This window comes from Duganella guangzhouensis, from assembly GCF_009674535.1.
GTDB classification, from domain to species: Bacteria; Pseudomonadota; Gammaproteobacteria; order Burkholderiales; family Burkholderiaceae_D; genus Rugamonas; species Rugamonas guangzhouensis.
Genome location: NZ_WKJK01000025.1, coordinates 53,115 through 70,732, shown reverse-complemented (window position 1 = coordinate 70,732; position 17,618 = coordinate 53,115). Strand labels below are relative to the sequence as shown.

Here is a 17,618-nt window from a genome sequence, read left to right as displayed (position 1 = left end):
CGTGACGCGGCGCGTGCCGCCTCCAGCGCAGCGTTGATCGCCGCGCGCGCAGTGCTGATCGGTGCTGCTGGCGCAGGTGCTGCTACCGGAGCTGCGACGGCCGCTGCAGGAACCGGTGCGACCGGGGGCGCCGCAGGTGCGGGCGCGGCCTGCTGAGGCGCTGGCGCGGGTGGCACGACTGCCGCTGGCGGCATGACGGCGGCAGGCGATGCCGCAGTTGCCGCGTCATTGCGCGCCATCGCGGCCGCGCCGGCGATCACCGACGGTGGCACCACGCTGGCGTGGCTGGCTTGCACATTGGCCGCCGCGCGCGCTGGCGGCGTGCCAGCGCCGGCCGCAGCCGCCGCACGAGCCGAAGCCATCGCCGCCTGGCGCGACACCGCCGGCGCAGCAGCAGCTTGTCCCTCGGCCCCGCCTACGCCGGGCCGAAAGGCCAGCATGCGCAGCAAGGTCATCGAGAAGCCCGCATACTCATCCGGCGCCAGCCCCAATTCATTACGGCCATGCACCGCGATCTGATAATACAGTTGCACCTCTTCCGCATCGAACAAGCCGGCGAGACGCACGATATCCGCATATTCCGGCAAATCCTCCGGCAGCGCGGCCGGCACCGTCTGCGCCAGCGCGATCCGGTGCAGCAAGGTGCCCAGATCCTGCAAAGCGCCGTTGTACGACAGACTGCGCGCGGCCATCTCATCGGCCACCGCCAGCAAATCCGCGCCATCCTGCGCCGCCAACGCATCCAGCAAGCGAATCAGATACGACTGATCCAGCGCACCCAGCATGCCCTGCACCGCATCCAGCGTCACCGCGCCGGCGGCGTAGGCGATCGCCTGGTCGGTCAGCGACAACGCATCGCGCATCGAACCATGGGCGCCGGTGGCCAGCAGACGCAAGGCCGGCTGCTCGAAGGTGATGCCCTCCTGGCCCAGAATATTTTCCAGGTGGCCGATGATATGCCCCGGCGGCATCTGCTTCAGATTGAACTGCAGACAGCGCGACAGCACCGTCACCGGAATCTTCTGCGGATCAGTGGTCGCCAGAATAAATTTGACGTGTTCCGGCGGCTCCTCCAGCGTCTTCAACATCGCATTGAAGGCGTGGTTGGTCAGCATGTGCACCTCATCGATCATATAGACCTTGAAGCGTGCATTGCTTGGCGCGTACACCGCTTGCTCCAGCAACTGCGCCATCTCGTCGACGCCGCGATTGGACGCCGCATCCATCTCGATGTAATCGACAAAGCGGCCGGCGTCGATCGCCCGGCACGCCTCGCACACGCCGCACGGCGTCGCCGTGATGCCGCCATTGCCATCCGGCCCAATGCAGTTGAGCGACTTGGCCAGAATCCGCGACAAGGTGGTCTTGCCGACCCCGCGCGTGCCGGTGAACAGATAGGCGTGGTGCAGCCGGCCGCTATGCAAAGCATGCGTCAGCGCGCGAACCACGTGCTCCTGACCGACGAGCGTTTCGAAGTTCTTGGGGCGGTATTTACGAGCGAGGACTTGATAGGACATGCTGGAATTTTACCGTAGATAGCGGGTGCCAAAGCGGCAATTGTAACAAGTCGAGACTGGATTAGGTAAGTCGGCCATTACGCCCTACAATTTGTTTTTCTTTTAACATGCCAAAAATGAAAAAACTCACCGTACTTCCGCTGCTGTTGCTGTCCCTCGCCGCCCACGCCGACGAACGCGAATGGGTGCCTTATAAAAAGCTGGTGGAAGACCTGCGCTTCGACAAGTTCTACGCCATCCCCGCCGCGGAGCGCGACAAGGTCAACCTCTACCTGACCGTCAAGCCCAACAACAAGAACTACAAACCGTCCGACGTGGTGCTGACCGTGGTCCACGGCAGCGAGCGCGCGCCGCTGCCGGCGTTGACGCCAGACTTCCGCATGGCCTTCGTACCCAACGCCAAATGGATGAGCGAGGACAGCAAAGTCATGACCAGCTTGCCGAAGGGCGAGAAGTCCGAAGTCGGCTACGATGCCACCACGCCACTGCCCGATGGCCTGCAATGGCAATACGCGCCGGTGATGGGCAGCGTGCAGCAGATGAACCAGGTGATCAAGAAAATGGCCGGCGCGCTCAGCATGTTCGCCCCAAGCGCCAAGGCGGTGGTATTCAAGTTCAATCACCCGGCGCAGCTGAAGGTCGGCGGCACCGTCTATAACACTGACGGCAAAAACCAGATCCGCCTGAAACCCGACACGGCGCTACTGAAGGAGAATCCGCTGATCGTAGCGTCGGAACATCCCTACGAAGCCGAACTCGATTAAAACAAAAGCCGCCCGAGGGCGGCTTTTGTACGAATAAGGAGGCGAGCCTGATCTGCGGCACTTATGGTGAACGGCTGTGGCTGCTTCGTTCCCGACCTGACCAGGTTGACCATGCCACAATGCGCAGGGGCCCGCCAGCGTCCATTATAGCTTAGAGTCCCAACTCCTGCCAAATTTGATCGACGCGCGTCTTCACCTCGGGCGACATGGTGATCACCGTGCCCCACTCGCGACTGGTTTCACCCGGCCATTTGTTGGTGGCGTCGATGCCCATCTTGCTGCCCAGGCCACTCACCGGCGACGCGAAGTCGAGGTAATCGATCGGCGTGTTATCGACCAGCGTGGTATCGCGGGTCGGATCGACGCGGGTGGTGATGGCCCAGATCACCTCATTCCAGTCGCGGATATTCACGTCCTCGTCCACCACCACAATAAACTTGGTGTACATGAACTGGCGCAGGAAGCTCCACACGCCAAACATCACGCGCTTGGCGTGACCAGCGTACTGCTTGCGGATCTGTACCACCGCCATGCGGTAGCTGCAGCCCTCCGCCGGCAGATGGAAGTCGGTGATCTCGGTGAACTGCTTCTGCAGCAGCGGGATGAAGACCTCGTTCAGCGCCAGCCCCAGCACGGCCGGTTCGTCCGGCGGTTTGCCAGTATAAGTGGAGTGATAAATCGGATCGCGCCGCATGGTAATGCGGTCGATGGTGAACACCGGGAACCAGTCCTGCTCATTGTAATAACCGGTGTGATCGCCATACGGGCCTTCCAGCGCATGCTCGTAACCGGACGGATGATTTTCATCTGGATAGATATGCCCTTCCAGCACAATCTCCGCCGAGGCCGGCACACGCAGCTCGCTGCCGATCGCTTTCACCAGCTCGGTACGGCTGCCGCGCAGCAGGCCGGCAAACTGGTATTCGGACAGCGAGTCCGGCACCGGCGTCACCGCACCTAATATAGTAGCGGGATCGGCACCCAGCGCCACGCACACCGGATACGGTTTGCCCTTGCTCTGTATGGCGTGCTCGCGGAAATCGAGCGCGCCACCGCGATGCGCCAGCCAGCGCATGATGACCTTGTTCGGCCCCAGCACCTGCTGGCGATAGATGCCCAGATTCTGGCGCTTCTTATTAGGACCCTTGGTAATCACCAGGCCCCAGGTAATCAAAGGCGCGACGTCGCCCGGCCAGCAGTGCTGAATTGGCAGTTTTCCTAAATCGACATCAGCGCCTTCCCACACGATTTCCTGGCACGGCGCGCCGCGCAGCTCTTTCGGCGCCATGTCCCACACCGCCTTTACCAGCGAGCCCAGGCCCAGGATATCCTTGAAGTCCTTCGGCGGTTCCGGCTCCTTGAGGCGCGACAGCACATGGCCGATCTTGCGCAACTCGCCAACGTCATCCGCCCCCATGCCCAGCGCCACCCGGCGCGGCGTACCGAACAGATTACCCAGCACCGGCATGCTGTGGCCGGTCGGATTTTGGAACAGTAAAGCCGGGCCGGCGGCACGCAAAGTGCGGTCGCACACCTCGGTCATCTCTAAATGCGGCGAAACTGGGGTCAAAATGGGCTTAAGTTCGCCCATCCGTTGCAGTTGAGAAATAAAATCTCGTAGATCGGAATATTTCATCGGTTTTTTAATATTTTCTTACATTAAAGCGCACTGTTTAAAAATACAGGTCAAGTGATTGATTTTATTGGTTTTACGGCGAGTGCAAGGGAAAAAGCTAGATTTATAAGTTATAACACACGCGATCGTTAGTATTGACTTGATATAAAACGGCTTCTACAATCCACCCTACTTGATGAGGACTGGCTGTTGTTGTCACTCATACATTCACGGAGTCGGGGCTCCACATGACATTTTAAGGAGTGTTTTCGAAAGGCGTCTGCCTTCCTCCCCGAAAGTAGTTGTATTGCATTCTGGTTGACTCCAGTTGGAGAGATCAGCAACAAGCAAGCAATGATGGCGTTCTCGCGCGCTCCCTACAGCGGCGACGAACGAAATTTCTGATGCACGGCATTAGCACCTGTTTAGCTGCGTTTGACGCTGGCGGGGGATCGCTTTTACGGACATTTCAGGGGAACTTTATGATTAATAGCAACACCGGTGCAACTACGCTTGCCCGTTTTATGGCTCGCCAGCCAGCCGCGTGGTTCTCCACGACGCGCATTTCGGCAAAGGGCGTGGTAACCACCGCCCAACACACGTTGACCATCGTTGGCGTGAGCGCTTTAGTAGTAATGGCAGTACTGTTTGTCCGTCCTGATCTGGCCAAGGCTCTCAGCGACAGCCTGAACCGTGCACCAGAGGTTGAAGCCGCCACCGTCACCGCCCCGCCGCTGTCGGCCCTGATGGACGCGCCAGCGCCCGCCAAGGACGCTGCGCAGGCCGCGCCGCTGAGCGCCGAGGAAAAAGCCCTGCTGGGTTCGCAGAAACAGCAGCAATGGGTCACCACCTGGCTGTCCAAGCGTTACCGCGTGGCGGGCGATGCCACCAATATGCTGGTCTCCACCGCTTATCTGACGGCGCGTGAGATCAAGCTAGACCCACTGCTGATTCTGGCGGTGATGGCGATTGAATCGGGCCTGAATCCGTTCGCGGAAAGCCCGATGGGCGCGCAGGGTCTGATGCAAGTGATGTCGAAAGTGCACCACGACAAATTCCAGGACATGGGCGGCGCCCAGGCAGCCTTGAATCCAGTGGCCAACATCCGTGTCGGCGCGCTGATCCTGAAGGATTACGTGACCAAGGGCGGTTCGGTTGAAGCCGGCCTGAAGAGCTACGTCGGCGCCGGTGCGTTTGAAACCGACGACGGTTACGGCAGCAAGGTCTTGGCCGAGTACAGCCGTCTGAAGCAAGTTTCGGCAGGCAAGAAAGTGCCGACCATCACCCCAGTGATGGCCGCCGCGCCAGCCAAGCCAGCGGCACCACTGGCCGCTGCGGAGAAAGTAGCCAACGGCACCCAGATCGCCGGTCTCTGATTCCCTCCCCGCTTCACCAGAAAAGCCACTGCGCTACAATGCGCGTGGCTTTTTTCTTTTATAGCGCCCGATGCTGACTCTGCTTCCCTTTTCCGCCGAACACTTCGATCACCTGGCCGGCTGGTTTTCCAGCGAACGCGAACTCGTGCAGTGGGGCGGGCCGGGCATGCGTTTCCCACTGGACCTGCCGCAAATGCAGGCCATGCTGGCGGAGGAGCGGCAGCAGCAGCCTGCCCGCATCAACCGCACGGCGTTTGATGATGGCGGCCGACTGGCCGGCCACGTGCAGGTGGTGCTGGATTGGGACAATGGCGTCGGCCGGCTGGCGCGGGTGGCGGTGGCGCCTTCGATGCGCGGTCAGGGGCTGGCGGCGCCGATGCTGAGCGCAGCCCTGGCCGAGCTGTTCGCGCTGCCGGGCATGGAGCGCGCCGAACTGAATGTCTTCAGCTGGAATGCGGCGGCGATCCGCACCTATGAAAAGCTGGGCTTCCGCATGGAAGGCGTGCGGCGCTCGTCGGTGCGCGTGGGCGAGGAGCGCTGGGATACCGCGATCATGGGCCTGCTGCGCGATGAGTGGGAGGCTAGGGACAAGAGCGCACGCTGAGGCGGCCGCTGTTGTTGAACGGGTCCAGCCCGTTGTTGGACTCCTTGTAGTAGCAGACCACGGCGCCACCAGGCAAACGCCACTTGGTCACGCGCGTGCCGTCCGGCATGCTGATCTCCCCTATCGGGCCGCTGCCGCCGCCCACATACGCTTTACCGATCGCCGCCGCCAGCGCGCTTTCATCGTTGACCAGCTTGCGGTCGCGCTGGGTGAAGGAGGCTTTGCGCGCCTCTTTGTCGGCCGCCAGAGCGCCGGCAATGGCGCGTTGCTTCAGATCGGGTGACGGCTTGGTCGGCGCGGCAAACGGATCGGCTTCCAGCGTCGGCTCGACAGCGGCCTGCGGCGCGGGCGCGGCAGGCGCAGCGGGCGGCAAGGTGATGGCCTGCGGCTCCACGGCGGCGCGGGCCGGAGCAGGAGCCGTCGCCACCTCCTGCCGTGCGCGGCGCGCGGTGACTGGGCTGGCGGGCGGTGGCGGCACTGGCAACGGCCGGACCGCCGGCGCCAGGATGTAGGTGATGGCCGCATGTCGCGCCAGACGCGCCACCTGTGACCGCTGTGGCGCTTGCCAGCACCAGAACGCCGCCAAATGCGCACCGACGATCAGCGCCAGCCAGCCGCGACGGCGCCAGCTTGTTGTTTCTGCTGCTAACATTTCATTCCAGAATTAAGGAAAAAGCAATTCTGGTCGGCGCGTCGGCAGCGAGTCAACGCCCAAATAAAAAAAGCCACCACACGCTACCGTGGGTGGCTTTTAACAATACCGGAACCGCTTAGCGCTTCTTGTCGGCCGCAACTTCTTCCGGACGCAGCTGGGCAGCCAGCTTGTCCAGCACGCCGTTGACGTACTTGTGGCCGTCGATACCGCCGAACGACTTGGTCAGCTCCACCGCTTCGTTGATCACGACGCGGTAAGGAATTTCCAGATTGTTCTTCAGCTCGTACGTGCCGATCAGCAGCACCGCGTGCTCGATTGGCGACAGTTCGGAAATGCCGCGATCCACCAGCGGGCCGAAGGCTTCGCGCAGCTCGACCGACGAACCGATCGCGCCATTCAGCAGCACGGTGAAGTGTTCAGCGTCGGCCTTGTCGAAGCCGTGCGCGCCGCGGATGTGGTTGACCACGGTGGACGCGGATTCATTGTTCAGCAGCCACTGGTACAGGCCTTGCAGCGCGAACTCGCGCGCGCGGTGACGCGGCGTGCGGTTCTTGCTGGGGTTGGCGTGCGTAGTCTTCTCGTTCATGGTTTTACCTATCTTGTTAATTACTCGTCGTCGCCCTGATCCTGGCTCAGCTCTTCCAGAGCGATGGTCAGGTTGGCCATTTCGACGGCAACCTGGGCCGCATCAGTGCCCTTGATTGCCATACGTACTTCGGCCTGCTCGTCGTTCTCGGTGGTCAGGATGGCGTTGGCGATTGGAATGCCGTAGTCCAGGCCGATGCGGGTGATGCCGGCGCCGGATTCGTTCGACACCAGTTCGAAGTGGTAGGTTTCGCCACGGATGATGGCGCCCAGCGCGATCAGCGCGTCGAACTGCTGCGATTCAGCCATCTTCTGCAGCACCAGCGGCACTTCCAGCGCGCCCGGCACGGTCACGTGCAGAATGTCTTCATCCGCCACACCCAGGCGCTTCAGCTCGGCCAGGCAAGACGACAGCAGGCCGTGGCAGATGTCTTCGTTAAAACGGGCTTGAACCACGCCAATGCGCAGATCTTCGCCGTTCAAATTGGTTTCGTAGCTTCCTACGGTCATGATGTGCCTCTGTGTGTGGGTTGAATTAGTTAGGTTTGGCAACGTAGCCGGTCACTTCCAGATCGAAGCCGGTCATCGACGGCATCTTGCGCGGGCTGGCCAGCAACTGCATTTTGCAGACGCCGACTTCGCGCAGGATTTGCGCGCCGATACCATAGCTGCGCAGATCCATGCTGGCGGCGCGGCCCTTCGGCTTGACGTCGACCGGATTGCACAGCGCGTCGAACTGGCTGAAGAACTGCTCGGCAGTCTCTTCGCAATTCAGCAGCACGATCACGCCGCTGTCGGCGGCTTTAATGGCGGCCATCGACGACGACAGATTCCACGAGTGGGTGGTGGCTTCCGATTCCAGCACATCCAGGATCGACACCGGCTGGTGCACGCGCACCAGGGTTTCCTTGCCCTTCTGGATCTGGCCATGCACCAGCGCCAGGTGAGCCGAACCGCTCGGTTTGTCGCGGTAAGCGATCATGCGGAACTCGCCATGCGCGGTTTTCAGCGTGCGCTCGCCGGCTTTTTCCACCAGCGACTCGTTGCGGCTGCGATAGTGGATCAGGTCAGCGATGGTGCCGATCTTCAGATTGTGTTCCTTGGCGAACTCCAGCAGGTCCGGCAGGCGCGCCATGGTGCCGTCGTCCTTCATGATTTCGCAGATCACCGAGGCTGGCGTCAGGCCGGCCATGGAGGTCAGGTCGCAACCGGCTTCGGTATGGCCAGCACGCATCAGCACGCCGCCCTTCTGGGCTTTCAGCGGGAAGATGTGGCCCGGCTGCACGATGTCGGCCGGCTTGGCGTCCTTGGCCACGGCGACCTGGATGGTCTTGGCGCGGTCGGCCGCCGAAATGCCGGTGGTCACGCCCTCGGCCGCTTCGATCGAGACGGTGAAGTTGGTGCCGAAGGCGGTGCCGTTCTTGGTCGACATCATCGACAGTTCGAGCTGGTTGCAGCGTTCTTCGGTCAGCGTCAGGCACACCAGGCCGCGCGCGTATTTGACCATGAAATTGATGGCTTCCGGCGTGACGAAGTCCGCCGCGAGCACCAGATCGCCTTCGTTTTCCCGGTCTTCCTCATCGACCAGGATCACCATGCGGCCAGCGCGCAATTCGGCGACGATTTCTTCGGTGCTGGAAATTGACATTTTTAATCCTTCAAGGCTAAGCGAGAGTATTTCATTAACCCGCTATTTTAAAGGATTTACGCCTTCCCTACCGTAAAACCGCGCTTTTAGACGGCTTTTTCGATAAGCCGCATGGCTTATCTAGCAAGATTACTTGCCGGCCGCGCCGATCGACACCATACGCTCGACATAACGCGCGATCAGGTCGATCTCCAGATTGACTTGCGCGCCCACCGTCAGGTGCTTCAAGGTGGTGACGGCGATGGTGTGAGGAATCAGATTGATCGAGAACTGGCACACCAGATCCTGGCCGGCGCCGATGTCGGTGATGCGGTTGACCGTCAGCGACACGCCGTTGACCACGATCGAGCCCTTGTAGGCCAGGAACTTGGCCAGGTCGTGCGGCGCTTCAATCACCAACTCCCACGATTCGCCCACCGGCTCGAACTTGCGCACCACGCCCAGACCGTCAACGTGGCCGGACACCAGGTGACCGCCCAGACGTTCGTTCAGCGTCAGCGCTTTTTCCAGGTTGACCTCGCCCGCCTTGTCCAGGCCGACGGTTTTGTTCAGGCTTTCGCGCGAGACGTCGACGCGGAAGTTGGTGGCGTCTTTATCCACCACGGTCATGCAGGCGCCGTTGATGGCAATCGAGTCGCCCAGGCCGACGTCAGCCAGCGGCAGGCCGCCGGCGTTGATATCCAGGCGCACGCCTGCGAAGGAGCCGCCTTCCAGCGGCTTGATCGATTCAATTTTGCCGACAGCGGCGACGATACCAGTGAACATAATTTTTCCTAATGAGTAAATCGGGCGAGGATACGCAAATCGTCACCGATCTGCTTCACCTCGTGGAATTTCAATTGCTGCTTGCGCGACAGATCCGTCAACGTCGGCAGCGCGAACATGCCTTGTGCGTCACCGATCAGCGCGGGCGCCAGGTAGACCAGCAATTCGTCGACGCAGCCTTCGCGGATCAGCGAGCCATTCAGCTTGCCGCCGGCCTCAACGTGCAGTTCGTTGATCTGGCGCCGGCCCAGTTCGCGCATCAGCTCGGGCAGATCGACTTTGCCGGAGGCGTTGGGCAGCAGGATGACTTCGTGGCCAGCCGCTTGCAGCGCGGCCTCTTTCTCGGGATGACGCTCGGCGGCCGCGATCCAGGTGCCGCCACCTTCCAATATCTTGGCGGACAGGTCAATTTCAAGCTTGCTGTCGACCACGATGCGGCGCGGCTGGCGCGGCGTCTCGACCGCGCGCACGTTCAGCTGAGGATCGTCGGCTTTGACGGTGCCGATGCCGGTCAGGATGGCGCAGGCACGGGCGCGCCAGTGGTGACCGTCGGCACGCGCCTCGGGGCCGGTGATCCATTGGCTGACGCCGTTGTGCAGGGCGGTCATGCCATCCAGGCTGGCGGCGGTTTTCATGCGTACCCACGGCAGGCCACGCGTCATGCGCGAGAAGAAGCCGATATTCAGTTCGTAGGCTTGCTCGGCCAGCAGGCCGACGCTGGTGTCGATGCCATTGGCGGCCAGTTTGGCCATGCCCTGCCCGGCCACTAGCGGGTTCGGATCTTCCATCGCGGCCACTACGCGGCCCAGACCGGCGCGCACCAGCGCTTCCGAGCACGGCGGCGTGCGGCCATGGTGGTTGCACGGTTCCAGCGTGACGTAGGCGGTGGCGCCGCACACGTCGTGGCCGCGCGCTTGCGCGTCTTTCAGCGCCTGGATCTCGGCATGGTCGCTGCCGGCTTTCTGGGTGACGCCAGCGCCGATCACCTGGCCATCGCGCACAATCACACAGCCGATGTGCGGGTTCGGGGCGGTGGTGTACAAGCCTTTGGCGGCCCATTCGAGCGCCAGCGTCATGCCTTCGAGATCGGTGCGGATTTCCATTGTCCTTGCAGGGGATACGATACAGATCGTGTCATTATACGGCCTAGTCTGCGACGCCGCTGCAGTCGGCATTGCCGGCGGCCGGGTCGCAGACGCGCACTCGGCCCAGCATATTGATTTTGACGTTGCGGCTTTGCTGTCCCTGCTTGATCGACAGCGTGCCCCAACGCGCCGTCAGGCTGCTGGTGGCCGAGCAGGTGCGGCCAGCGGCGTTGTAGGCGATGTAGGTCGGCGTTCCGCCCGAGGTGAATTTGTCGGCAATGTTGATGCTCTCGTGTAGTGGAGCGTGCTGGTAGAGCAGTGTTTCGTCGCTGTCCAGATGACGGTTGGCGTTGCTGTCGATGAAGACCAGCCAGCCGGAATGCCACAGTTCGCCAGTTGGCACCATCGTCACCTTGCCGCCACGGGCGATTGCTTGTGCGCGGGTCAGGTCGATCGCCGCCACCAGATCGTTGACCGCCGCCTGCAATCGCATGCGCTGCAGCGACTGCTGAAACGATGGCGCCGCAATGCCCAGCAGGACGCCAGCCAGCACCAGCACGATCAGCAGCTCGATCAGCGTGTGGCCACCGCTGCGGCCCGACTGGCATCGGCCGCTTGTGTCGCGGCGCCTCATGGCCAGCACCCTGCTGCGGGACCGCTGGCAAGGCGCAGGCCGGTGCTGGTCAAGGTCAGCACATCGCAAGCATCGTCGTGAAAACCGCTGTCCACCTGCGCGGTGCCCGGCGTGGCGACAATCCGCACGCACTGTGCCAGCGGCTCGCCCTCGCAAGCCTTGCCCTCCAGCTCATACGCGCTGGACTTGGGGCTGCCTGCGCTCCACCACTGAAAGTGCTTGGCCTCCGGCTCGCTGCTGGCGGACGAAAAGGCGATGTAGGTGTTGTGCTGAGAATAAAACCGCTCCTGCTGCATCATCAACTTCAGCAACGCCGCCTGCGCCTCGTTGCGCCGGGTGCGGATCACATGCTGCTGGTAAGCCGGCATTGCCTGCGCCGCCAGCACAGCCAGAATCAGCAGCACCACTAGCAACTCGATCAGACTGAATCCACTGCGCTTCATTTGGCCGCCTCATGCAGTTCACGCCAGTTGGCCACCTCGCGCCAGCTCAAGCGTCCCGAGCGGCGCAGCGATTGCATGCCGCCGGTCGCCAGCACCTGCCCCGACGCGCCCTGCTGCACCAGCGCATACGTCTTCTGCTGCGCGATGCGTCCCTGCGCATCCCGTTCGCCATAGGTGGCGGCTAACGGCATCAACAACGGTTGCGGCGCGTAATCCGGCAACAGCAGCCCGACGATCGCCTCGTTGCCCGGCAATTTCGCGGTGAACGAGCCATCGTCCGGCATGCCGGTCAGCGCGTTCAGCACGTAACTGCGGCTGCGCGTCGCGTTGCACATGGTCTCGCCGGGCAAGACTGTGTTGAACAACACGGCGCCATCGGCCAGCATGCCGGCCTGCACGCTGCGCTCGCCGACCTGGATGAAATCCACATACCAGCCTTTGCTGCCAGCTTCCATCCGTATGCCGCTGATGCTGAGCAAATTGCCGCTGCCGTCCAGATAACGCGGCGTCAACTGCGTGCGGCCGGTGATGACTTCCTGCGGCGTTTGCAGGCTGTCGATGATGCCGTAGTAGGACTGCGTGATGGCGGTAGCGGCACTGCGATCGGCCTTTTCGATCAGGCGACCGGTGCCAAACATCACCACGTAGCCGCGCTGCTGCGCGTAGGCCAGCAAAGGCTGTTGCGCAATCGGCTGGCGCTGCCCTTGGTCGTCGCGGGCGACAAACAGCGGCTGGCCGATCGCCTTCTGCCACGGCGCGTCATCGCTGAAATCAAACCGCCACAGATTGCCTTGCAAGTCGCCGGCATAGGCGTACCGCAGCGCGCCCTCGGCGTCATTGACCAGCACCGGCGCGCTCAGCGCATTGGCCAGCGTGGCATCGGCCACTGGGGTGAGGATGCGGTAATAATTGAGATTAAGCTGCCAGCCCTGCTCGCGCGGCTTGTCCAGCGCCAGCAGGAACAGCGCGCCCTTGCCATCCTCCGGATTGACGCCGCCGGCCACCACCGCGAAGTAGCGGTACACATTCTTGTGCACCCGCACCCTGACCACCTGCGGAATGGTGGTGACGTTGCCCATCAGCGCATCGTGCTGCCCGGTGAATTCCCACAGCACGCCCAGACCGTCGGCAAACGCGGTGGGATCGGTCACATCCAGCGCAAACACACCGCGCGCGCCGCCGCCCATGCCGCTGAGCAGAATGGTCTTGTCCTGGCCTTGCAAACGGATCGCAGCCGTGCTGGCCGGGCCGTCGACGTAGGCGTGGTGCTGATAGGCTGGGTTGCTTAGCTGCGGCAGTTGCGCGATCAGCGCATCCGGCACGTAGGCGAACAACTCGGTGCCGTCCAGCGCGTCAAACGCATGCAGCATGCCGTCGTTGGCGCCCAGATAAACGGCGGCGCGATGCACGATGGGGCCGACGTACACCGGCGTGCTGTGCACGGCGTCGCCCAATACGCTGCTGCGGACGCGGAACAGCTTGCCTTCCTGCCCGCGATCACCGCGCAGATAGGCCAGGCGCTGCTCGCCGGCATGATCGTCCAGATCCAGCATAGCCTGCTGCGCCAGAGACAGCGCGGGCCATGTGAACGGCACCATCTGCAGCGCGCCATCCGGCTGCACGATGGCCGTGTAGATGTTGCGTAGCGCTGGCGTAGGTGTGGGCGATTGCGTGGCGCTGCCGGTCAGAATAGCGCCCGCGTCCCAGGCCAGCTTGCCGGTGGCGCCACTGGCCGCCGCGCCGGCTGGCAGTATGTAGTGCGAGAAGTGGCCGCCCCAGTCGGCCGTGGTCAAGCTGGTTTGGTACAGATCGCCCTTGCCACCACTGGCGGCGGAGCGCAGCAGCGAGGGGCCGCTGGCCGTGCCCGCTTTACAGGCCGCGACCACTGGCAGGCTGTCGATCTCCAGTGCTGGCGGCGCGGCCCGCGCGACGCAGCAGCACAGCAGCCATGCCGCCAGGGTGTAGATGATTTTCATGGTTTGTCCTCCGGCTTGCTGAACACGGTTTGCAGCACGGTCTCGGTTTCCGGCTGCGCACCGAAACCGATGGCGGTGACGCGATAGCAGTAATGCGGCGCCGCGCTGGGCGATGCATCGTCACCGGGTTGGTGGCATTCCATGCGTTCGATCAGATAGCGTGGTTTCTTGAATGGCAGGAAGCCCTCGCCGGTGGACATGGTCGCGGTGGTGTACGCGCCATGTACCGCCGTGCAGGCGCCTCCATCCTCCACGCCGGACAGGTCGACCGTCTGCCACACCGGCAGCGCGCCAGCCGCAGCCCGCGCGCGCAGCCCGACACCACCCGCGCCGCACTTGTCGGCGAACGCCGCGCCTGCGCTTGCGCCGCCACCATCATCGCCACCTCCGCCCCCGCCGCTGCCACCTGCACCGCTGCCCGCGCCATCCGCCTCAAAGGCCGCGCGGCGTGTCGGGTCGCTGCTATCCAATATGTCCCGCTCCGCATCCGCCACGGCTTCCTCCGCTGTCAGCATCGCCACATCGCGGTCGCGCTCGGCGCGCGCGGCCTTTTCGCCTTGCAGACACAGCTGCGCCGCCGATATCCCCAACAGCATCACCAGAATCAGCAGCAACAGGCTGACCAGCAATGCAATCCCCCGCTGCGCGCGCATGATTTATCCATCCCGATTCCGCACCGCCACCGTCAGGCTGAACAGCCGCCGCGCGCGCAGCCGCTCCGCCGGCGGCAAACTGCCCTCCTGCACCCGCACGCCAACATCTTCCGGATGCGCATCCGCATACGCCGCGCCAAACAGATCGAACTGCGTGTCCACCGTATCCGCGCGCGAGTTGGTGGTGCCGTGCAGCAGCAGCGCCAGCTTCACGCTACGCACGCGCTTCCAGAACGTCTTGCGGTTGAAATCGGGATCGCCGGGGTCGTCCAGCGCGCGCACTGCGCTGGCGTTGAGATAGGTGTTGGGCACACCATCCATCGGCGTATCGGTATCGACGCCGTACAGCACCTGGAACGAATCGACGCCGCGCACCAACGCATCCGCGCCCCAGCCAGCGGCGCCGCGATACTTGCAGCGCAGCTCGGGCTCGCCGTTGGCATCGGCCGCCACATAGAAGATGCTCCAGCCACGCGTGCCGCTCGCCACCTTGAAGCCGCCGCAATTGACAGTGGCGCCATCGTCCGCGCCGACAAAGCGCAGCGCCAGCACATCGCTGCCATGCGCGACTGGCGATAGCGGCTTGCTGATGCCATCGCTGCTCTGGCTGATGCTGGCGGCATCCCGCCCATCAATGGAAGACGTCGTGTCCGGATCGAGCTCGGCCGGCGCCAACTCGCTATCCCAGTTCAGGTAAGCGCCCTGCCGTATCGCCTGCGCCATCAAGCCCAGCGCGGCGCGGCCGCCGTCGCTGACCCATTGCTGGTCGTTGTGATTGCGATAGTTGCCGGAGGATGCCTGCAGCAAGCCGGCCGCCAGCAAGGTAACCAGCATGCCCAGCGAGATCGCTATCATGCATTCGACGATACTCCAGCCCGCTTTCATGGCATCGCTCCCACCGCCAACGCCACCCCGGGAAGATACTGGCCATCCTCATCCGTCTGCGGCGTGCCATCCGGACGCTTGCCACGCCATCCCACCTTGACCACCAGCGGCGCCACCGCGCCGCCCGAACACGACCAACGCAACTTGCCGCCGCTCCACAAGTCGGCATCACGGCACACCAGCACGCGGCCCGCCGGCAGATGGCGCTGCACCTGCAGCTTGGCGTCGTACAGATCGGACAATGCCAATTGATCGGCACCGCAGATGGCGCCAGCACACAGCGTTGCCGGTGCGGCAGGCGCAGGCTCGGCCAACGCGTCGTAATTCAAAGTGAGATAAATGCCGGCCTGTTTCGGATTGGCGCGCATGCGTTCCGCCAGCGCGGTAGCAGTTTGAGTGGCTTGCGACAGCAGCGCAGCCTGATGCCGCGTGCGCAGCGCTGCCAGTTGCAACGCCACGCCGCCGATGATGCCCAAGGCGAGCACCACCACCGCAATCAGAATTTCCAGCAAAGTAAAGCCGCGTGCGCGCATGGCACACCTCCGCAAGTCGGGGAGACTGCGTTAGAAGTTAGCAGCGGCTATAGCAGAGAGTATGAGGTGTATCAAAAGTGCGCCAGCAGCGCGCTAGCTTTTGCGCGGAGCCTTGCGCTCCTGGCCGACTTCGGCAATCGCATTCTGGAACTCGGCCAGATCCTCGAAGTTCTTGTAGACGGAGGCGAAGCGGATGTAGGCCACGTTGTCGAGGCGCTTCAATTCCTGCATCACCAGCTCGCCGATGTAGCCGGTTTCGACTTCGCGCTGACCGCTGGTCAGCAGCTTTTCCTCGATCGACGCGATGGCCGCATCGACAGCGGGCGCCGCCACCGGACGCTTGCGCAGCGCCAGCTCCAGGCTGCCGCGCAGCTTGGCCGAGGCATACTCGGTACGGCTGCCATTCTTCTTGACCACATACGGCATCACCAGCTCGATGCGCTCATACGTGGTAAATCGTTTATCACATTTTCCGCAGCGCCGGCGCCGGCGAATAGCATCCCCCTCCTCCGATACGCGGGTATCGAGGACTTGGGTATCTTCGTGCTGGCAAAACGGACATTTCATAGAAGCGCTTTAGTTAACGTCGTCCCGGCGACCGCCGGGACGACGGGTGTTACTTACTTGGCGTAGACAGGGAACTTGTCAGCCAGAACCTTCACCGCCGCTTTCACGCGCTCGATGGTGGCCGTGTCGTGCGGGTTGTCCAGCACGTCAGCGATCAGGTTGCCGACTTGTTCCGCTTCCGCTTCCTTGAAGCCACGGGTGGTGAACGCAGGCGAGCCCAGACGGATACCCGATGTCACGAATGGCTTCTGTGGGTCGTTAGGAATGCCGTTCTTGTTGCAGGTCATGTGGGCCGAACCCAGAATCGCTTCCGCTTCCTTGCCGGTCAGGTTCTTCGGACGCAGGTCCACCAGCATCACGTGCGACTCGGTGCCGCCCGACACAATGCGCAGGCCGCGCTTGATCAGGGTCTTGGCCAGCACGTCGGCGTTCTTCACCACTTGCTGCTGGTACTCTTTGAACGCAGGCTGCAGCGCTTCCAGGAAGGCCACGGCTTTACCAGCGATCACGTGCATCAGCGGGCCGCCCTGGATGCCAGGGAAGATCGCCGAGTTGATGGCTTTCTCGTGCTCAGCCTTCATCAGGATGATGCCGCCACGTGGGCCGCGCAGCGATTTGTGGGTGGTCGAGGTGACGAAGTCAGCGTGCGGCACCGGGTTAGGATACAGGCCGGCGGCGATCAGACCAGCGTAGTGCGCCATGTCGACCATGAAGTAAGCGCCAACCGCTTTGGCGACGGCAGCGAAACGCTCGAAGTCGATCTTTTTCGAGAACGCCGAGGCGCCAGCGATGATCAGCTTAGGCTTGTGTTCCTTGGCCAGCGCTTCCATGGCGACGTAGTCGATATCTTCCTCAGCGGTCAGGCCGTAGGACACCACGTTGAACCATTTGCCCGACATATTCAGTGGCATGCCGTGGGTCAGGTGGCCGCCTTCGGCCAGCGACATGCCCATGATGGTGTCGCCTGGTTTCAGCACGGCGAAGAACACGCCCTGGTTGGCTTGCGAGCCCGAGTTAGGCTGCACGTTGGCGGCTTCGGCGCCGAACAGTTTTTTCACGCGATCGATCGCCAGTTGCTCGACGACGTCGACGTACTCGCAGCCACCGTAGTAGCGTTTGCCCGGATAGCCTTCGGCGTACTTGTTGGTCAGTTGCGAACCTTGCGCTTCCATCACGGCTGGCGAGGTGTAATTTTCCGATGCGATCAACTCAATGTGATCGTGCTGACGGGTGTTTTCGTTTTGAATGGCGCCGAACAGCTCCGGGTCAACGCTGGCGAGGGTATGATCTTTTGCGAACATGAAAAAACTCCA

Annotated in this window: 19 protein-coding genes and 1 other RNA gene; 3 read left to right on the top strand and 17 right to left on the bottom strand. The window is 62.7% G+C overall.

Going from position 1 to position 17,618, the window contains the following annotated elements:
* On the bottom strand, positions 1-1,517 hold a 1,517-nt coding region (gene dnaX / locus GJ699_RS30715; protein ID WP_154383228.1), incomplete at its 3' end, for a DNA polymerase III subunit gamma/tau.
* 116 nt (positions 1,518-1,633) lie between these two features.
* Here dnaX and GJ699_RS30710 point away from each other — a divergent pair.
* Complete coding sequence (locus GJ699_RS30710; protein ID WP_154383227.1) at positions 1,634-2,281, top strand: hypothetical protein; 648 nt, start codon at positions 1,634-1,636, stop codon at positions 2,279-2,281.
* A gap of 37 nt (positions 2,282-2,318) precedes the next feature.
* Here GJ699_RS30710 and ffs read toward each other — a convergent pair.
* Positions 2,319-2,417, bottom strand: an RNA gene (gene ffs, locus GJ699_RS30705) — signal recognition particle sRNA small type.
* A 15-nt stretch (positions 2,418-2,432) separates the two neighbouring features.
* Positions 2,433-3,917 (bottom strand): 4-hydroxy-3-polyprenylbenzoate decarboxylase, encoded by a 1,485-nt coding sequence (gene ubiD / locus GJ699_RS30700; protein ID WP_154383226.1) that lies wholly within the window; start codon positions 3,915-3,917, stop codon positions 2,433-2,435.
* Positions 3,918-4,378: 461 nt separating this feature from the next.
* Between ubiD and GJ699_RS30695 the strand changes: the two genes are divergently transcribed.
* Together GJ699_RS30695 and GJ699_RS30690 are read left to right on the top strand one after the other, a co-directional pair.
* Entirely contained in the window at positions 4,379-5,272 is an 894-nt protein-coding gene (locus tag GJ699_RS30695) for a transglycosylase SLT domain-containing protein (RefSeq protein WP_154383225.1), read from the top strand.
* Between the two features lie 70 nt (positions 5,273-5,342).
* Positions 5,343-5,876, top strand: a complete 534-nt coding sequence (locus GJ699_RS30690; RefSeq protein WP_154383224.1) for a GNAT family N-acetyltransferase — start codon at positions 5,343-5,345, stop codon at positions 5,874-5,876.
* Here the strand turns inward: GJ699_RS30690 and GJ699_RS30685 are convergent.
* From GJ699_RS30685 to glyA, 14 genes are all read right to left on the bottom strand, one after another.
* Positions 5,854-6,528 carry a hypothetical protein gene (locus tag GJ699_RS30685; protein WP_154383223.1) on the bottom strand — a complete coding sequence of 225 codons (675 nt, stop codon included), beginning with the start codon at positions 6,526-6,528 and terminating at the stop codon, positions 5,854-5,856. The two genes, GJ699_RS30690 and GJ699_RS30685, sit on opposite strands and share 23 nt — an antisense overlap.
* A 118-nt stretch (positions 6,529-6,646) precedes the next feature.
* A complete protein-coding gene (nusB, locus tag GJ699_RS30680; RefSeq protein ID WP_154383222.1) occupies positions 6,647-7,117 on the bottom strand; it encodes a transcription antitermination factor NusB in 471 nt (156 codons plus the stop codon).
* Between the two features lie 20 nt (positions 7,118-7,137).
* Positions 7,138-7,626, bottom strand: a complete 489-nt coding sequence (gene ribH / locus GJ699_RS30675; RefSeq protein ID WP_154383221.1) for a 6,7-dimethyl-8-ribityllumazine synthase — start codon at positions 7,624-7,626, stop codon at positions 7,138-7,140.
* 25 nt (positions 7,627-7,651) lie between these two features.
* A complete protein-coding gene (ribBA, locus tag GJ699_RS30670; protein WP_154383220.1) occupies positions 7,652-8,764 on the bottom strand; it encodes a bifunctional 3,4-dihydroxy-2-butanone-4-phosphate synthase/GTP cyclohydrolase II in 1,113 nt (370 codons plus the stop codon).
* A gap of 129 nt (positions 8,765-8,893) precedes the next feature.
* Positions 8,894-9,529 carry a riboflavin synthase gene (locus GJ699_RS30665; protein ID WP_154383219.1) on the bottom strand — a complete coding sequence of 212 codons (636 nt, stop codon included), beginning with the start codon at positions 9,527-9,529 and terminating at the stop codon, positions 8,894-8,896.
* Between the two features lie 8 nt (positions 9,530-9,537).
* Complete coding sequence (ribD, locus tag GJ699_RS30660; RefSeq protein ID WP_154383218.1) at positions 9,538-10,632, bottom strand: bifunctional diaminohydroxyphosphoribosylaminopyrimidine deaminase/5-amino-6-(5-phosphoribosylamino)uracil reductase RibD; 1,095 nt, start codon at positions 10,630-10,632, stop codon at positions 9,538-9,540.
* 43 nt (positions 10,633-10,675) lie between these two features.
* On the bottom strand, positions 10,676-11,248 hold the full coding sequence (locus GJ699_RS30655) for a GspH/FimT family pseudopilin (protein WP_154383217.1): 573 nt from the start codon (positions 11,246-11,248) through the stop codon (positions 10,676-10,678).
* On the bottom strand, positions 11,245-11,691 hold the full coding sequence (locus tag GJ699_RS30650; protein ID WP_154383216.1) for a type IV pilin protein: 447 nt from the start codon (positions 11,689-11,691) through the stop codon (positions 11,245-11,247). Before GJ699_RS30650 ends, GJ699_RS30655 begins: the two co-directional genes overlap by 4 nt.
* On the bottom strand, positions 11,688-13,667 hold the full coding sequence (locus GJ699_RS30645) for a pilus assembly protein (protein WP_154383215.1): 1,980 nt from the start codon (positions 13,665-13,667) through the stop codon (positions 11,688-11,690). The genes GJ699_RS30650 and GJ699_RS30645 overlap by 4 nt, the downstream gene beginning before the upstream one ends.
* A complete protein-coding gene (locus GJ699_RS30640) occupies positions 13,664-14,320 on the bottom strand; it encodes a pilus assembly PilX family protein (RefSeq protein ID WP_229262375.1) in 657 nt (218 codons plus the stop codon). Before GJ699_RS30640 ends, GJ699_RS30645 begins: the two co-directional genes overlap by 4 nt.
* Positions 14,321-14,323: 3 nt before the next feature.
* Entirely contained in the window at positions 14,324-15,205 is an 882-nt protein-coding gene (locus tag GJ699_RS30635; RefSeq protein ID WP_154383214.1) for a PilW family protein, read from the bottom strand.
* Positions 15,202-15,738, bottom strand: coding sequence for a type IV pilus modification protein PilV (gene pilV / locus GJ699_RS30630; RefSeq protein ID WP_154383213.1), 537 nt, complete (start codon positions 15,736-15,738; stop codon positions 15,202-15,204). Before pilV ends, GJ699_RS30635 begins: the two co-directional genes overlap by 4 nt.
* Before the next feature lie 93 nt (positions 15,739-15,831).
* Positions 15,832-16,305 (bottom strand): transcriptional regulator NrdR, encoded by a 474-nt coding sequence (gene nrdR / locus GJ699_RS30625; RefSeq protein WP_154383212.1) that lies wholly within the window; start codon positions 16,303-16,305, stop codon positions 15,832-15,834.
* Between the two features lie 53 nt (positions 16,306-16,358).
* Positions 16,359-17,606 (bottom strand): serine hydroxymethyltransferase, encoded by a 1,248-nt coding sequence (gene glyA / locus GJ699_RS30620; protein ID WP_154383211.1) that lies wholly within the window; start codon positions 17,604-17,606, stop codon positions 16,359-16,361.
* Positions 17,607-17,618 lie beyond the last annotated feature (12 nt).

Excerpts from the sequence above, each read along its gene's own strand:
- ubiD (WP_154383226.1), bottom strand. The coding sequence starts at position 3,917 with ATGAAATATTCCGATCTACGAGATTTTATTTCTCAACTGCAACGGATG.
- GJ699_RS30665 (WP_154383219.1), bottom strand. The coding sequence starts at position 9,529 with ATGTTCACTGGTATCGTCGCCGCTGTCGGCAAAATTGAATCGATCAAG.
- nrdR (WP_154383212.1), bottom strand. The coding sequence starts at position 16,305 with ATGAAATGTCCGTTTTGCCAGCACGAAGATACCCAAGTCCTCGATACC.
- GJ699_RS30655 (WP_154383217.1), bottom strand. The coding sequence starts at position 11,248 with ATGAGGCGCCGCGACACAAGCGGCCGATGCCAGTCGGGCCGCAGCGGT.
- ribH (WP_154383221.1), bottom strand. The coding sequence starts at position 7,626 with ATGACCGTAGGAAGCTACGAAACCAATTTGAACGGCGAAGATCTGCGC.
- GJ699_RS30635 (WP_154383214.1), bottom strand. The coding sequence starts at position 15,205 with ATGAAAGCGGGCTGGAGTATCGTCGAATGCATGATAGCGATCTCGCTG.
- GJ699_RS30695 (WP_154383225.1), top strand. The coding sequence starts at position 4,379 with ATGATTAATAGCAACACCGGTGCAACTACGCTTGCCCGTTTTATGGCT.
- GJ699_RS30710 (WP_154383227.1), top strand. The coding sequence starts at position 1,634 with ATGAAAAAACTCACCGTACTTCCGCTGCTGTTGCTGTCCCTCGCCGCC.
- pilV (WP_154383213.1), bottom strand. The coding sequence starts at position 15,738 with ATGCGCGCACGCGGCTTTACTTTGCTGGAAATTCTGATTGCGGTGGTG.
- GJ699_RS30685 (WP_154383223.1), bottom strand. The coding sequence starts at position 6,528 with ATGTTAGCAGCAGAAACAACAAGCTGGCGCCGTCGCGGCTGGCTGGCG.
- GJ699_RS30690 (WP_154383224.1), top strand. The coding sequence starts at position 5,343 with ATGCTGACTCTGCTTCCCTTTTCCGCCGAACACTTCGATCACCTGGCC.
- nusB (WP_154383222.1), bottom strand. The coding sequence starts at position 7,117 with ATGAACGAGAAGACTACGCACGCCAACCCCAGCAAGAACCGCACGCCG.
- GJ699_RS30640 (WP_229262375.1), bottom strand. The coding sequence starts at position 14,320 with ATGCGCGCGCAGCGGGGGATTGCATTGCTGGTCAGCCTGTTGCTGCTG.
- GJ699_RS30645 (WP_154383215.1), bottom strand. The coding sequence starts at position 13,667 with ATGAAAATCATCTACACCCTGGCGGCATGGCTGCTGTGCTGCTGCGTC.
- ribBA (WP_154383220.1), bottom strand. The coding sequence starts at position 8,764 with ATGTCAATTTCCAGCACCGAAGAAATCGTCGCCGAATTGCGCGCTGGC.
- glyA (WP_154383211.1), bottom strand. The coding sequence starts at position 17,606 with ATGTTCGCAAAAGATCATACCCTCGCCAGCGTTGACCCGGAGCTGTTC.
- ribD (WP_154383218.1), bottom strand. The coding sequence starts at position 10,632 with ATGGAAATCCGCACCGATCTCGAAGGCATGACGCTGGCGCTCGAATGG.
- GJ699_RS30650 (WP_154383216.1), bottom strand. The coding sequence starts at position 11,691 with ATGAAGCGCAGTGGATTCAGTCTGATCGAGTTGCTAGTGGTGCTGCTG.